The 14020-nt window shown below is 67.3% G+C and carries 13 protein-coding genes and 2 pseudogenes; 8 read left to right on the forward strand and 7 right to left on the reverse strand.

Going from position 1 to position 14020, the window contains the following annotated elements; all coding sequences use genetic code 11:
- Nucleotides 1-88 precede the first annotated feature (88 nt).
- Nucleotides 89-1264 (forward strand): thiolase family protein, encoded by a 1176-nt coding sequence (locus A5736_RS02400; RefSeq protein WP_076244331.1) that lies wholly within the window; start codon nt 89-91, stop codon nt 1262-1264.
- 24 nt (nt 1265-1288) lie between these two features.
- On the opposite strand, the gene A5736_RS02405 is transcribed toward A5736_RS02400, so the two are convergent.
- The gene (locus A5736_RS02405) at nt 1289-1849 is read right to left on the reverse strand and encodes a hypothetical protein (RefSeq protein ID WP_076244333.1); all 561 of its coding nucleotides are present in this window, start codon (nt 1847-1849) and stop codon (nt 1289-1291) included.
- 176 nt (nt 1850-2025) lie between these two features.
- Here A5736_RS02405 and A5736_RS02410 point away from each other — a divergent pair, with 176 nt between their 5' ends.
- Nucleotides 2026-2754 carry a 3'(2'),5'-bisphosphate nucleotidase CysQ gene (locus A5736_RS02410; RefSeq protein ID WP_076244335.1) on the forward strand — a complete coding sequence of 243 codons (729 nt, stop codon included), beginning with the start codon at nt 2026-2028 and terminating at the stop codon, nt 2752-2754.
- Nucleotides 2755-2828: 74 nt separating this feature from the next.
- On the opposite strand, the gene dmpG is transcribed toward A5736_RS02410, so the two are convergent.
- From dmpG to A5736_RS02425, 3 genes and pseudogenes are all read right to left on the reverse strand, one after another.
- A complete protein-coding gene (gene dmpG / locus A5736_RS02415) occupies nt 2829-3839 on the reverse strand; it encodes a 4-hydroxy-2-oxovalerate aldolase (RefSeq protein WP_076244336.1) in 1011 nt (336 codons plus the stop codon).
- 2 nt (nt 3840-3841) lie between these two features.
- Nucleotides 3842-4324 (reverse strand): annotated as a pseudogene (locus A5736_RS02420) (acetaldehyde dehydrogenase (acetylating)); the annotation flags it as partial.
- A gap of 44 nt (nt 4325-4368) precedes the next feature.
- Complete coding sequence (locus A5736_RS02425) at nt 4369-4995, reverse strand: TetR/AcrR family transcriptional regulator (protein ID WP_076244339.1); 627 nt, start codon at nt 4993-4995, stop codon at nt 4369-4371.
- Between the two features lie 95 nt (nt 4996-5090).
- On the opposite strand from A5736_RS02425, the gene A5736_RS02430 reads away from it, so the two are divergent.
- From A5736_RS02430 to A5736_RS02445, 4 genes are read left to right on the forward strand one after another with little or no spacing between them, the layout of a single operon-like run.
- The gene (locus tag A5736_RS02430) at nt 5091-6677 is read left to right on the forward strand and encodes a bifunctional 3-(3-hydroxy-phenyl)propionate/3-hydroxycinnamic acid hydroxylase (protein ID WP_076244341.1); all 1587 of its coding nucleotides are present in this window, start codon (nt 5091-5093) and stop codon (nt 6675-6677) included.
- Nucleotides 6674-7525, forward strand: coding sequence for an alpha/beta fold hydrolase (locus tag A5736_RS02435; RefSeq protein ID WP_076244343.1), 852 nt, complete (start codon nt 6674-6676; stop codon nt 7523-7525). Before A5736_RS02430 ends, A5736_RS02435 begins: the two co-directional genes overlap by 4 nt.
- The gene (locus tag A5736_RS02440; RefSeq protein WP_076244344.1) at nt 7522-8526 is read left to right on the forward strand and encodes a VOC family protein; all 1005 of its coding nucleotides are present in this window, start codon (nt 7522-7524) and stop codon (nt 8524-8526) included. Before A5736_RS02435 ends, A5736_RS02440 begins: the two co-directional genes overlap by 4 nt.
- 17 nt (nt 8527-8543) lie before the next feature.
- Complete coding sequence (locus A5736_RS02445) at nt 8544-9575, forward strand: amidohydrolase family protein (protein ID WP_076244346.1); 1032 nt, start codon at nt 8544-8546, stop codon at nt 9573-9575.
- Between the two features lie 4 nt (nt 9576-9579).
- Here A5736_RS02445 and A5736_RS02450 read toward each other — a convergent pair whose 3' ends face one another.
- Complete coding sequence (locus A5736_RS02450) at nt 9580-10485, reverse strand: haloalkane dehalogenase (protein ID WP_076244348.1); 906 nt, start codon at nt 10483-10485, stop codon at nt 9580-9582.
- 114 nt (nt 10486-10599) lie between these two features.
- Here A5736_RS02450 and A5736_RS02455 point away from each other — a divergent pair, with 114 nt between their 5' ends.
- On the forward strand, nt 10600-11328 hold the full coding sequence (locus tag A5736_RS02455) for a DUF2652 domain-containing protein (RefSeq protein ID WP_076122366.1): 729 nt from the start codon (nt 10600-10602) through the stop codon (nt 11326-11328).
- A 33-nt stretch (nt 11329-11361) separates the two neighbouring features.
- On the opposite strand, the gene A5736_RS02460 is transcribed toward A5736_RS02455, so the two are convergent.
- Nucleotides 11362-12558 (reverse strand): MalY/PatB family protein, encoded by a 1197-nt coding sequence (locus A5736_RS02460; protein WP_076244350.1) that lies wholly within the window; start codon nt 12556-12558, stop codon nt 11362-11364.
- 9 nt (nt 12559-12567) lie between these two features.
- On the reverse strand, nt 12568-13653 hold the full coding sequence (locus tag A5736_RS02465) for a dihydrodipicolinate reductase (protein WP_371328351.1): 1086 nt from the start codon (nt 13651-13653) through the stop codon (nt 12568-12570).
- A 164-nt stretch (nt 13654-13817) separates the two neighbouring features.
- Here A5736_RS02465 and A5736_RS02470 point away from each other — a divergent pair.
- Nucleotides 13818-14020 (forward strand): annotated as a pseudogene (locus A5736_RS02470) (dihydrodipicolinate reductase); the annotation flags it as partial.

Genomic DNA, 14020 nt, shown 5'->3' on the forward strand with positions numbered 1-14020 from the left:
GCGCTATGTGTGACCCGGCCATGGCGTTACGCTTAAGGCGTTTAGTGTAAACTTGGCGCACCGCCCAACCAACAGTTCGAGGTAAACAATGGCCACACCCGTCATCGTCGGAGCAGTCAGGACCGCGATCGGGCGCTCCTTCAAGGGAACGCTCGTCAACACACCGCCCGAGGTTCTGGTCACCACGGTGCTCCCCGAGGTGGTGCGTCGCTCCGGTGTCGACCCATCGGCCATCGACGACATCATCTTCGCCGAATCGCATTACGGCGGAGGGGATCTGGCGCGTTACGCGGCGGCCGCAACCGGCATGGAGGACATCCCCGGCCAGGCGGTGAACCGGCACTGCGCGGGCAGCCTCACCGCCATCGGCAACGCCGCGGCCCAGATCGGCTCCGGGATGGAGCGCGTGCTCATCGCGGGCGGGGTGCAGTCACTGTCGATGACACCGCTGATGAACCAGCGGATTCCCGGTCCCGAGCTGAAGTTCGAGGAGCGCTGGCTGCCGCCGACCCATGTCGAGACGCCCGATGCGCCCACCAAGGACATGTCGATCACGGTGGGCTGGAACACCGCGCAGACGGTGGGCATCACCCGCGAGGAGATGGACGCCTGGGCCGCCCGGTCGCACCAGCGCGCCATCGCGGCCATCGATGCCGGCAAGTTCGTCGACGAGATCATCCCGCTGAAGATCACCCAGCTGGACGGCTCGGTAACCGACTTTTCGGTCGACGAGCATCCGCGCCGCGACACCACCGTCGAGAAGCTCGCCGCGCTCAAGGTGCTGCACCCGGAGATCGAAGGGTTCTCGATCACGGCGGGCAACAGCAGCGGCACCAACGACGCCGCCGCCGCGGTCGCTCTCGTCGACCGCGACTACGCGGAAGCCGAAAAGCTCAACGTGATGGGCACGGTCAAGGCGTGGGCCGCGGTGGGCGTGCCGCCCAAGGACTGCGGTCTGGGTGCGGTCAAGGTGATCGGGAAGGTGTTGCAGCGCGCCGGCCTATCGGTGGGCGACGTAGCGCTGTGGGAGATCAACGAGGCGTTCGCCTCGGTGCCGATCGCGGCGTGCCGCGAGTACGGCATCGACGACGAAAAGGTCAATTTCTCCGGAAGCGGCTGCAGCCTGGGCCATCCCATCGCGGCATCGGGCGCGCGCATGGTCACCACGTTGACCTACGAGCTGGCCCGCCGCGGCGGTGGCATCGGCGTCGCCGCCATGTGCGCCGGCGGCGGCCAGGGCGGGGCGGTCGTCATCGAGGTCTAGCGGCGATCGCAAGAGCGGCCGCGGCTAGTTGCAGAACGTGTAGCCGATGAATTGGGTGTCGCGACCGTTGCCGACGGCGTAGTTCACGTAGTGCACCGCCGGCATTCCGTTGTACTGGGTGGTCATTTTCTGCGCAGTCGGCGGCGGGACATCCTTGGGGAACGCCAGGATCAGGTCGGCGAAAATCCTGAGCCCGACCTGACAGATGGCATCCGGACGCGGCGGCTGCGGATTCCACGCGTGCACGACGACCGGATCGGTGAGTTGATAGCCGGCCGCGCAGTTCGGGTCGCACATCTTGAAAACGGCGGTGCCGGTCCCGTCGGCGCCCTGTGGTCCCCACGAGCTCCACGACATGTCTTGCAGCGCAACGGCTACGCTCGCGCAGCCCAGGACATTGAGCTTCTTTGGACGCTCGGCAGGTTGAACCGCTGGGTTGTAGCAGGCCGGGATGGCGAAGCTGGTCGGCGGCGCGGGTTGGGTGGTCGGCGGCGCCGCGCCGTTCTGGTGCTGGGTCAGCTTGATCCCGACGAAGCCGAGCCCACCAATCAGCGCAACGGCCAGCACGACACCAATCACGGTCATGCGGCCCCGCGGAATCCGCCGCGGCCGGCTCGATGAAGAGACGTTGCCGCTCACGTTCACCAGGTTATGGCAGAAATGCCACCCCCGGGGTGGCGGGCGCCGCATGAATCGCGGCGCGGTAAGTTTGGTCAATCCGACCAACATATCGAGGATGGCGATGATCTCCGGAGTGACCGATGAATGACCACGGGCTGGCCGCGCGGCTGGCCACCGAGGCGGGCCGGCTGCTGCTCGGAGTGCGCGACGAATTCGCCGACTCCGATGCCAGCGAGCGGAAAGCCGCGGGGGACAAGCGATCCCACGACTTTCTCATGGAAGCGCTCGCGAACGAGCGCCCCGACGATGCGGTGCTGTCCGAGGAGGGTGCCGACGATCCGGTGCGGCTGCGCTCGCAGCGGGTGTGGATTGTCGATCCGCTCGACGGCACCCGGGAATTCTCCGAACTGGGGCGCGACGACTGGGCGGTGCACGTCGCGCTCTGGGAGGCCGGCGAGCTTCTCGCCGGTGCGGTAGCGCTGCCGGCGCAGGGCATCACGTTGGCCACACCCGACGTTGCCGCGCCTCCCGCCGCGCCGGACAAGCCGCGCATCGTGGTATCGCGCACCCGGCCGCCCGCGATCGCCTTGGCCGTTCGCGACGCCCTGGACGGCGTCCTGGTGGAAATGGGTTCGGCCGGAGCCAAGGTGGCGTCGATCGTGCAGGGCTTGTCCGACGTCTATGTCCACGCCGGCGGTCAGTTCGAATGGGACTCGGCCGCACCGGTCGCCGTCGCCCGGGCCGCGGGTTTGCACACCTCGCGCATCGACGGCTCGGCGCTGGCCTACAACCAGCCGGACCCGAAGCTGCCGGACCTGTTGGTGTGCCGTCCCGAACTCGCCGCGGCCGTCCTCGCTGTCACCGGCTGATGTTGCCGAACGTCGTTGTGGCAATCGCGCCCACCTCGCGACGACAACTCGACGCGCGGCCTTGATGAGTTCGTTCAGCGTGAGCCGGTGAGGTCGAGGGCGATATCGACAAGCATGTCTTCCTGGCCTCCGACCATGCCGCGCCGACCGGCTTCTTCCAGCAGCGCGCGAGCGTCGACGCCGAAGCGTGTGGCGGCGGCCTCCGCATGGCGCAGAAAACTCGAGTAGACACCCGCGTAGCCGAGGGTCAATGTTTCGCGGTCAACGCGTACCGGCCGGTCCTGTAGGGGCCGGACGAGGTCGTCGGCGGCATCCTGTAGCCGGTGCAGGTCGCATCCGTGATCCCAACCGAGGCGCGAGGCCGCGGCGACGAACACCTCCAGCGGCGCATTGCCGGCGCCGGCGCCCATGCCCGCGAGTGAGGCGTCAACGCGGTAGGCACCGTGCTCGACCGCCACGATGGAGTTAGCCACCCCCAGCGAGAGATTGTGATGGGCGTGGATGCCGATTTCGGTTGTGGGAAGCAGTGTTTGGCGTAGCGCGTCGACGCGGTCGGCGATGTCGCGCATCGTCATGGCTCCGCCGGAGTCGACGACGTAGACGCATCTGGCTCCGTAACCCTCCATGAGCTTTGCTTGTTCGGCCAGCCGAGCGGGGCTGGCGAGGTGGCTCATCATCAGGAAGCCAACGGCGTCCATGCGGAGGTCGCGCGCGGCGTCGATGTAGCGGGCGGAGATGTCGGCCTCGGTGCAGTGGGTGCCGATGCGCACGACGGTGGCGCCCGCCCGATGCGCGTCTTCGAGGTTGCGGACGCTGCCGACGCCGGGCAGCAAGAGTGTTGCGATGCTTGCATTTTGGATGACTTCAGCGACGGCCTCAATCCATTCCAGGTCGGTATGGGCACCAAACCCATATACGCAGCTCGAACCCGCCAGCCCGTCGCCGTGGGCGACTTCGATCGAGTCGACCCCCGCCGCGTCGAGGGCGCGCGCGATCGCGGTCGCCTGATCAATGCTGTATTGGTGACGCACGGCGTGCATGCCGTCGCGCAGCGTGACGTCGCTGATGTAGAGGCGCTGAGTCATGTTGCGACTCCGACGACTTCGAGCATCACGGAGACGCGTGTGCCGGTGAACTTGCCGATCTCGGGGATGTAGAGCGCGTCGTCGCGGTCGAACACCTGGAACTGCACGTCTTGCTTGAGTCGATATCCGGGCACGTAGGCGGCGACCCGGTCGACCATGTCGTGGATTTCCCGCTCGATCCGGTGGTGATCCGGCTCCCCGTCGACGAGGCAGTACACCGTATTGCGCGTAGGCACCGGGGGATCGGCGGGGTTAAGGATGATCACCGCCTTACCACGCTGGGCGCCGCCGACGACTCGAAGTGCGGTGGCGGTGATTTCGATGAATTCGTCGATGTTGCTGCGGATTCCCGGGTCCGCGGATTTCGCCGCGATCGACGAGACGACCTCGGCGTACGAAACGATGCCGGCCTTGCCGACCGCGGCGACAATCGGGATCGCTGCCTGCACGCCGCAGGTGATCATGTTGAGGTTGGGTGCGCGGACGTCGCCCGAGCCGATGATGGCAACGGGCCACCGCTCTCCGAAGGTCACTTGGACTCGCCGATCATGCGCGCGGCGCTGTCGAACAGGGCGGCGGCATGCATTTCGAACAGCGCCGGGAGATCCACGGAGTCACCACCGATCTCCTTGGCGATGAAGAGGCCGTCGGCCCCGGCGATCGCGTAGGTGGCCAACTGATGGATCTGCGCGTCGGTGAGACCGGGTGCGAGGTCGCGGATTGCAGGGGTCAGAGTTTCGACCGCCCGGTCGCGGACGGCGAGGAACATCGCCCGCGCCCGCGGCTCGACGGGCCGCCGTTCCAGGGCAAGCATCAGGCCGAGCCGGAGGAAGTCGGGGGAGTCGAGCAACGCCTTGGCGATCTGCATCGCCACCACGACGAGACGCTCCCGCGCGGTGCCTTCGGCGGGCATCTCCCACGCCGAAAGCCAGTGGGCGAAGCTGCGTTCGATGACCGCGGCGATCAGATCGTCCTTGTCCTTGAAATGCCAGTAGATCGAACTGGCCGGGAGGCCACATTTACCGCTGACCAGCCCGATGCTGGTGCCTTCGTAGCCGCGCTCGCTGGCGATTTCGGTGGCGGCATCCAGGATGCGGGCCCGGGATGCCTCGCCATCGATGCGGCGGCGCCGCTGCGGCTTGTCTGTGCCTGCCACTGGAACTCCTCGCCGATGGGTCTTGACTCTGTAGTGATCACTACAGTACCGTAATGATCGCTACAGAACAAGCCGGACACGAAGGCGAGACGGCAATGAACGAAAATCCGACCTATGACGTCGCGGTAATCGGTTACGGTCCGACGGGCGCCACCGCCGCGAATCTGCTGGGCCGCCTGGGGCTTAGCGTGGTCGTCATCGAGCGCGACCCCGATGTGTACGGGCGGGCGCGGGCCATCTCGACCGACGAGGAGGTCATGCGCATCTGGCAGTCCGTCGGGCTGGCCGACCGCCTGCAGCGGGACATGCTGCCCGATCGGCCGCTGGCCTGGGTCGACGCCCAGGGCGTGCCGTTCATCGAAACCACCATGACGCCGCGCGGGTGCGGACACCCGCCGCAGCAGTTCCTGTATCAGCCCGCGGTCGACCACGTGCTCCGCGAGGGCGTCGACCGGTTTGCCCGCGTCGAGGTGCTGCTGGAACACGAGTGCCTGCGCGCGGTCAACAGCGAATCGGATGTCGAACTGATGCTGGCCGACCTGCGCACCGACACCTTCAAACGCGTGCGGGCGTCATACGTGATCGCCTGCGACGGCGGGGCCTCGCCGACCCGCGGCCAGCTCGGGGTCGGATACGAGGGACGCACCTACGCCGAACGCTGGGTTGTCATCGACACCAAGGTGATTCGCGAGTGGGACGGCCACGACCGGCTGCGCTTCCACTGCAATCCCGCCCGCCCGACCGTGGACTGCCCAACGCCGCTGGGACACCACCGCTGGGAGTACCCCGCGCGGGCCGGCGAAGACGAAACGAAGCTCGTCACCGACGAGGCCGTGTGGGAAGTCCTCAACGACCAGGGCATCACCGACGAGCACGTCAAGATCCTGCGCGCGGTGATCTACAGCCACCACGTGCGCGTCGCCGACCGCTGGCGCGTCGGGCGCATTTTCCTGGCCGGCGACGCGGCGCATGCGATGCCGCCGTGGATCGGGCAGGGCATGTCGGCCGGCGTGCGCGACGCGGCCAACCTGTGCTGGAAGCTCGCGGCCGTGCTGCACGGGCAGGCGCCCGATTCGCTGCTCGACAGCTACCAGGCCGAGCGCAAGCCGCACGTCGCCGAGGTCACCCGCCGGGCGGTACGCAACGGGCGGATCATCACCGAGCGCCGGAAGTCGTTGGCGTGGTTGCGAAATCACCTGCTGCGAGTCGTGACACGAGTACCCGGGGCGCTCAAGGCCGGGCAGAGCCTGATCTGGATTCCACCCGCGCACTACCCCGCCGGATTTGTGGCACCGGATGCGCACCCCGCGGCCGGTTGGCAGCTGCCGCAGCCCTGGGTCACCGACTCCAGCGGAAACAGGTCGCGGCTTGACGACGTCCTCGGCGGCGGTTGGGCCGTCGTGCACGTCGGCGCGACGCCGCCCGGCTCCGATCGCTGGGAGCGGCTGGGCGCGGTCTCGCTGTCTGTCACCAGTGGCGCGCCGGCGGCCGGCGCAATCCGCGACGACGACGGCAGCCTGACGGGCTGGCTGCGCAGCAAGAAGGCGGCCGCGGTCGTGGTGCGCCCTGACGGGTTCGTCTTCGCCGCCGCGGCCGCCGGCGCTCCGCTGCCGGCCCCGCCGCCGGGGCTAACAGACCTAACCCCGCCCCTGGCGGCCGCCCCGATCGGAGTCCCCGCATGATCACCACCGAACCGACCGAGCGCACCGTCACCGTCGCGGGCAAGCCCATCTTCGTCACCGAAACCGGGACCGGCCCACCCGTCGTCATGCTGCACGGCGGCGGCCCCGGCGCGTCGGGCGTGTCGAACTACTCACGCAATATCGACGCTCTCGCAACGCATTTCCGCGTCATCGTGCCCGACATGCCCGGCTACGGCAGGTCGGCTAAGGGCGTCGACCAAAATGACCCGTTCGGCTACCTCGCCGACATGATCCGCGGCCTGATCGACGAACTCGGCATCGGCACCGCGCACCTCATCGGCAACTCCTACGGCGGATCGGCGGCGCTGCGGCTCGCCCTGGACACCCCAGACCGCGTCGGCAAGCTGGTATTGATGGGCCCGGGCGGCATCGGCACGACAAGGGGCCTTCCCACGGCCGGGCTGAAGAGCCTGCTGTCCTACTACGGCGGCGACGGCCCGAGCCGCGACAAGCTCGCCACGTTCATCCGCACCTACCTGGTGTACGACGGCGCCGCCGTGCCCGAGGACCTGATCGACCTGCGCTACCGCGCGTCGATCGACCCCGAGGTGGTGGCGAACCCGCCCCTGCGCCGCCCGTCTGGGCTGCGCACCCTGTGGCAGATGGACCTCACCCGCGACAGTCGGCTCAAGGCCCTGCCGACACCGACGCTGGTCCTGTGGGGCCGCGACGACAAGGTCAACAAGCCCTCGGGCGGGCCGCTGCTGCTCAACCTGCTGCCCAACGCCGAGCTGGTGATGACCTCGCACACCGGACATTGGATGCAATGGGAACGCGCAGAGATGTTCAATCGGCTGGCCATCGAATTCCTGGAGCGTGCGCGATGACGCCGTCAGTGTTCGGGAGGGTGCACCTCGGTTACGTGGTGATCGAGACCGAAAAGTTCGGCGACTGGCGGCGATTCGGCCGCGACGCCATCGGCATGCACCTCGACGAGGCGGGGAACGACGCGATCCGGTTTCGCCTCGACGACAACGAGTGCCGGTTCCTGCTGCAACACGGCGCGGCCGAGGACGTCAGCGCTCTCGGCTGGCAGGTGGACGACCACGACGCCTTCGACACCGTCCTCGCCCGCGTCAAGCGTCACGGCGTGCCAGTGACCGAGGGCACCGACGACGAGGCCGCGCTGCGCGGGGTGGAGCGGCTGGTCCGATTCCCCGGACCCAACGGCCTGACCCAGGAGGTCTTCACCCGCGCCCGCGCCGGCACGGCATCTCTGCGCATGGCCGCGGGCGGCGGGTTCGTCACGGGCGCAGCGGGTCTGGGCCACGTGGCGGTCACCACGACGAAGCCCCATCAGCTGCGTGGCTACTACGACGTGGTGTTGGACGCGCGGCTGTCCGACTACATCGACGAGACGATCAGCGGCCTGAAGTTCAAGATCCGCTTCCTGCGGGTCAACGAGCGCCACCACACCGTGGCGATCGCGGCGGTCAACCGCCTGCGGCTCAACCCGATCCGCACCCGGGTCCAGCACGTCAACGTCCAGGTCGCGCAGCTCGACGACATGACCGCCGCATACCAACGCGTCAAGCAGCTCGGTTTCCGGATGGCGCTCGGCGTCGGCCAGCACACCAACGACAAGGAACTGTCCTTCTACGCCGTCACGCCCTCGGGGTTCGAATGGGAACTGGGCTGGAATCCGATCGTCGTCGACGAGGCCACGTGGGAGCCGACGACCTACCGAGGCATCAGCATCTGGGGCCACACTCCAGAGGGACAGACGATCATCGACAAGCTCGGCCAGTTCAGGACCGGCGCCGCGTCGCTGCTACACGACGAGGACGTGGTGCCCGCGCTGGCGGGCGCGGGCATTCCGGACCCTTGAGCCGATAGGGAGCAGACATGTTGCACATCGATACCCACCACCACGCCATCCCGTCGTTCTATCGAGACCTGTTGCGCGAAGCGGGGATTGACCAAGCGGGTGGACGGGCCGTCCCGGAGTGGAGCCCTGAGGGGTCGCTGCAGACCATGTCCGAACTCGGCATCGGCACGGCGATCCTGTCGGTGTCCGCGCCGGCCACCACGTTCCTGCCGAACCCGGCCGACGCCGCCGCGTTGGCTCGGGATCTCAACGACCACCTGGCCACCGTCGTCGGAGCCCAACCCGACCGGTTCGGCTTCTTCGCCACCCTCCCGATGCCGCACGTCGGGGAATCCGTCGCCGAGGCCGTGAGATCCCTCGACGAGCTGCACGCCGACGGCGTCATCCTGCTGGCCAACGCGGCGGGCACCTACCTGGGCCAGGACGGACAGGACGAGCTGTTCGCCGCGCTGGATGCTCGGTCGGCGGTGGTGTTCATCCATCCCGCCGAACTGCCCGGCCCCGCCGTCGAGGGCATCCTGCCATTCGCGGCCGACTTCCTGCTCGACACCACGCGGGCGGCGTATCTGCTTGTGCGCAACGAGATTCGGCGCAGGTATCCCAACATCAAGTTCATCCTCAGCCATGCCGGCGGATTCGTGCCCTACGCCTCGCACCGAATGGCGATCGGCATCATGAGCGACACGGGACGCAGCCTGACGGACACCCTGGACGACTTCGCAAGCTTCTACTTCGACACCGCGTTGTCCTCGACCGCCGCCGCGCTGCCGAGCCTGCTCGCCTTCGCCAAGCCCGGGCACATCACCTTCGGCTCTGACTTTCCCTTCGCGCCCGTCGCGGCCGCCAAGCTGTTCGCCGCCGGCCTGGAGACCTACCCCGGGCTCGACGTGGCCGCCCGCGCGGCGATCGAGCGCACCAATGCGTTGGCGTTGTTCCCGCGCCTCGGGACGGTGCCGCCGCCACAAGCCGGCTCAACACTTGATCAGGCGCGTCACGCGCTCAGCAGGGCGGTTATGCGCGGCGTCGTGCGCCTGATCAACACCCGCTAACCAGTTATCGCACCGCCTGCTGCCAGGCGACGATGCGGTCGGCCAGCTCGGGGCCGCTGTCTTCCTGAATGAAATGGCTGGCGTTGATGCGGGCATGCGGCTGGCCGGCCGCGCCCGGGATGTGCTTGATCAGGGCACGGTCGGCGGCGCCGAGGATCGGGTCGCGATACCCAAAGATGGTCAGGCAAGGTTTATCCCATTGGCCCAGGGCTTTCCATGCGGCGCGGTTGGCCGGAATCGCGGGATCGTCGGGGGAGGTCGGCACCAACTGCGGGAATGCGCGGGCCCCGGCCTGATAGCTCTTGTCGGGGAAGGGCGCGTCGTAGCCCGCCCGCACCTTCGTCGGAAGCCTGCGGACGGTGCCGACGGACACCAGGCGGCCGGCGGGCAGCACGGGGGAGTAGCGCGCGAAGGCCCGCCACGCATAGAAAGCGGGCGGGGTACGTTGCTGGGCCGTCGGGAGAAAACCGTTGGCGATTACCAGCCGCGATATCCGATCACTCTGCTCGGCGGCGATGCGCAAACCGATGAGCGATCCCCAGTCTTGGACGAACAGCGTGACGTCCTTGAGGTTGAGCCGCTCGATCCACGACGTCACCCACTCCACGTGCCGCAGATAGGTGTAATCCTCGATCCTGCTGGGCTTGTCGGAGCGGCCGAAGCCGATCAGGTCGGGCGCGAGCACGCGGTTTCCGGCATCGGCCAGCGGCGGAATCATCGTCCGGTACAGGTAGCTCCACGTGGGCTCGCCATGCAGCAGTACGATCGGCGGGCCATCCGCCGGACCCTCGTCGAGAAAGTGCATTCGCAGCGGCTGAGTATCGCTTGCCGCCACGTTGAGATAGTTCGCTACGAACGGATAGCCCTCCAGGTTTTCGAATCGGGAGTCCGGGGTTCGCAGCACATCCACATTCAGCTCCTCCGGTGAGCGGGCACCTCTGCAAGCCTCTCTCTCCGAACGCCTCTTCGTCCAGTACGAGATTTCATTGAGGCTGTCAGTGGGGGCCACTACACTCCCAAATTCATGGCCATCCGGCACGCGGTTCTGCTGATCGCCGACATCAGCGGATACACCGACTACATGAATTGGAACCGGACGCACCTGGCGCACGCGCAGCAGACGGTAGCCGGGCTGCTGGAGGCGGTTATCGATGCTGGTAAAGGGCTAAAGCTGGCGAAACTGGAGGGCGACGCCGCGTTCTTCTGGGAGCCCGACGGCAACGCCAAAGTGCTGGTGTGTGACCGGTTGTCACGGATGCGCCGGTCGTTCCTCGCGAAGCGGGAGCGCTTCAAAGCCGACATCGCCTGCGAGTGTGCGAGCTGCGTACAGCTGGACAAGCTGTCGCTCAAATTCGTCGTCCACCAGGGCGAGGTGGCCGAGCAGCGGGTCAAACGCCACACCGAGCTCGCCGGCGTCGATGTCATCCTCGTCCACCGAATGCTGAAAAACTCGGTGCCCGTGGCCGAATACGTGCTGATGACCGACCCCGTGGCGGAGTGCCTCGACGAATCGACCCGCGGCCTGTGCAAGCCGCTGATCCACGACTTCGCCGGTATCGGGAACACGTCGACGCACTACATCGACCTCGCCACGTCCGAGGTGGTGCCGTCCGTGCCGGAGCGCGGCTTCTTCGGCCGGCTGGGAAAGACGACAAAGTTCGAATTGAGTACGCTTCCGTTCCTACTGCGACTCAAGAAGCCCGCCGAGGGCTTCCGGAACCTGGGCCGCGGCGCCGAGGAAATCCCCGCCTAACTGAAAATCGCTGTTTCAGAAGAACTTCGGCGCTCATCGCTGCGCAAGGGCGCGGCCCATCCGCGATACGGCCTCGGTGAGAATCGCTTGCGAGGTAGCGAAGTTCAGCCGCACGTGTCCGGCTCCGCCGGTACCGAAGACGTGGCCGGAACTGAGCGCGACGCGGGCGTGATCGAGGAACCAGCGGGCGGGCCCGGATAGATCGGCTACCACAGCGAGTCCCTCGGTTTCCTCTTCGTCGAACCCGAGCGCGCGGCAATCGAGCCAAGCGAGGTAGGTGCCTTGCGGCCGTAGACATTTCACTTCACGCAGGTGCTCGGCGGCCAGATCGCCCAGCAAGGCCCGGTTCGCGTCCAGGCCCGCCAACAGCGCGTCGAGCCACTCGCCACCGGTCCTGAACGCTTCGGCGTGCGCGATGATGCCGAGGTGGCTGGGCCCATGCCCGACCTCCTCCGGCATGCGGCGCAGGTCCGCGGCCGACTCCGGACCGGCAATGGCCAGGGCCGCCTTCAGCCCGGATAAGTTCCACGCCTTCGAAGCGGACGTCAGGGCGAACCCATTCTCGGCACCGGGAACGGTGAGATACGGGACGAAGCGTGCACCGGGGAGGATGACCGGTGCGTGAATCTCGTCCGACACCACCCGGACTTCGAACCGGCGGGCCAGTTCGGCAACCCGGCGCAGTTCGTCGAACGTGTGCACCGCCCCCGTCGGGTTGTGCGGATTGCACAACAGGTATGCGGCCTTCCCTCCCGAAGCGCACGCACGCGCGAACGCTTCTTCCAAGGCGGCCAAATCAATTCGGCCACCGGCGTCCAGAGGAGATTCGATCACGCGGCGGCCATCGTGCGAGACGAAAGCGTAGAACGGTGCGTACACCGGTGAGTTGACGACGACGGCGTCGCCGCGGTCGGTGACCAGGCGCAGCGTCTCGACGACGCCGAGCATGACGTCCGGAACGGTTGCGGTGCGGCCGACCGCCAGGTCGTGCCATTGCCAACGCCGCGAAGCGAATTCGGCGACCGACTCGGCGAACGCGTGGCCGGCGGGATAGCCGGTATCGCCAATGTCGATGGCTGCGCGGAGGGCGTCGGCGATAGTCGGCGCGAGCTGGACGTCCATCTCCGCGACCCACAGCGGCAGCACGTCGGCCGGGTGCGCGCGCCACTTCATGCTGGTCCGGAGCCGCAGTTGCTCCAGCGTGAGTTCCTCGAGCGGGTTAACCGTCACTCGGGCAGATTAAGTGGCAAACGCGTGCTTTGGAATCGTCAGCGGCAAGTCCACCGAACTCAGCAGGCCGGGTTCGGCGGCAACGACATACGGCACCGCGTTGACGACTCGCATTGCGGTGGCGACCATCGCGCCCGCTCCCGAGGTCATGCCGCCGATGCCGGCCTTGTGCGGATCCTTGAGTGTCGCCGCCATGCTGCAGTCGATGTCGGGGTCGCCGGTGATCATGACGCGGTAGGACAGATCGCCGATCCCGGTCGGCCAGTCGGGGGCGACGTCGTGCGCGAGCCGAGTGATGTGCTCGATGACGATGGCTTCGCGGCCGTCGACCACCCCGATCGCCTTCATTCGCAGGGCGCCGCATGTCCCGGCCTCGACGGTGCCCATCGCTACCTCAAGTGTCCGGTTCGTGACCGCGCGATCGAAACTCTCTCGGATTTCCTGGATTTCGACTCCAAGCGCGTCGGCGATCAACCGGAGTTGCCCCTGCCATTCGCCGGCGATGGCACCGGGATAGCCGATCCAGGGCTGGTAGTCGAGCGGACGTCCGAAGCCCAGAGCGTCGCTCATGATGTCGGGAACCCCGTAGTCGTCGTACAGGCCGATCTCAAACGAGTGGATTTTCTCGATGGACGACGACTGGGTGGACAGCACTAAGGGGAGATAGTCGGCGGCGAAGCCGGGCTCGATCCCGGACGCATACAACGACACCTGGCCCTGCTTGGCCGCGGCGAGCAGTTGGTCGCGCCACTCGGTGGGCTGGTAGGCCTGCGGATTGACCAACAGGGTCGTGCTGGTCGTGACGACGTTGATTCCGGCTTCGAGCAGCCGAACATAGTCCGGGATGGCCAGCGCGTCGCGCTCGGGGCCGCTGGCCGCGTAGATGACGCAATCGGGTTTGAGGGCGATCAGCGCGTCGGCATCGTTGGTAGCCGCGATACCCAGCGGCTCGATGCCGGCCAATTCCCCGGCGTCCTTGCCGACTTTGTCGGGCGAATGCACCCATACCCCAACGAGTTCCAGGTCTGGCCGGCGGCGGATCGCATCGATGGCGATCGACCCGACTCCCCCCGTCGACCACACGACGGTACGCATAGGGTTCACCTCCCTACTCATGAGCGCCCGCGGCGCACGTAGTCGGCGGCCGGCCCAGCCCAACTCGGAGCACGCAGGTCGAACCTCAGCGTGAGCATCAACAGCACCATAACCTAAGATTTGTTCATTAGGATAGTGCCTACTCTCTTAACAGGAGGAACAGGATGACGACCCAGCGGGTAGTGGTCTGGGCGACGGGCGGCATCGGGTCGATCGCGATCCGCACCATCCACCGACGCCCCGATCTGGATCTGGTCGGCGTGTGGGTGCACTCCGCGGAGAAGGTCGGCAGGGACGCCGGCGAACTCGCCAACGGCGAGCCGATCGGCCTCGCCGCCACCAGCGATGCCGACGCGCTGATCGCCCT

The sequence above is a fragment of the Mycobacterium sp. SP-6446 genome, assembly GCF_001954045.1.
Taxonomy (GTDB): Bacteria; Actinomycetota; Actinomycetes; order Mycobacteriales; family Mycobacteriaceae; genus Mycobacterium.

What these genes read in the sequence shown, in the direction of transcription:
- A5736_RS02400 (WP_076244331.1), top strand. Translation starts at nt 89, where the DNA reads ATGGCCACACCCGTCATCGTCGGAGCAGTCAGGACCGCGATCGGGCGC.
- A5736_RS02405 (WP_076244333.1), bottom strand. Translation starts at nt 1,849, where the DNA reads ATGACCGTGATTGGTGTCGTGCTGGCCGTTGCGCTGATTGGTGGGCTC.
- A5736_RS02410 (WP_076244335.1), top strand. Translation starts at nt 2,026, where the DNA reads ATGAATGACCACGGGCTGGCCGCGCGGCTGGCCACCGAGGCGGGCCGG.
- dmpG (WP_076244336.1), bottom strand. Translation starts at nt 3,839, where the DNA reads ATGACTCAGCGCCTCTACATCAGCGACGTCACGCTGCGCGACGGCATG.
- A5736_RS02430 (WP_076244341.1), top strand. Translation starts at nt 5,091, where the DNA reads ATGAACGAAAATCCGACCTATGACGTCGCGGTAATCGGTTACGGTCCG.
- A5736_RS02435 (WP_076244343.1), top strand. Translation starts at nt 6,674, where the DNA reads ATGATCACCACCGAACCGACCGAGCGCACCGTCACCGTCGCGGGCAAG.
- A5736_RS02440 (WP_076244344.1), top strand. Translation starts at nt 7,522, where the DNA reads ATGACGCCGTCAGTGTTCGGGAGGGTGCACCTCGGTTACGTGGTGATC.
- A5736_RS02445 (WP_076244346.1), top strand. Translation starts at nt 8,544, where the DNA reads ATGTTGCACATCGATACCCACCACCACGCCATCCCGTCGTTCTATCGA.
- A5736_RS02455 (WP_076122366.1), top strand. Translation starts at nt 10,600, where the DNA reads ATGGCCATCCGGCACGCGGTTCTGCTGATCGCCGACATCAGCGGATAC.
- A5736_RS02465 (WP_371328351.1), bottom strand. Translation starts at nt 13,653, where the DNA reads ATGCGTACCGTCGTGTGGTCGACGGGGGGAGTCGGGTCGATCGCCATC.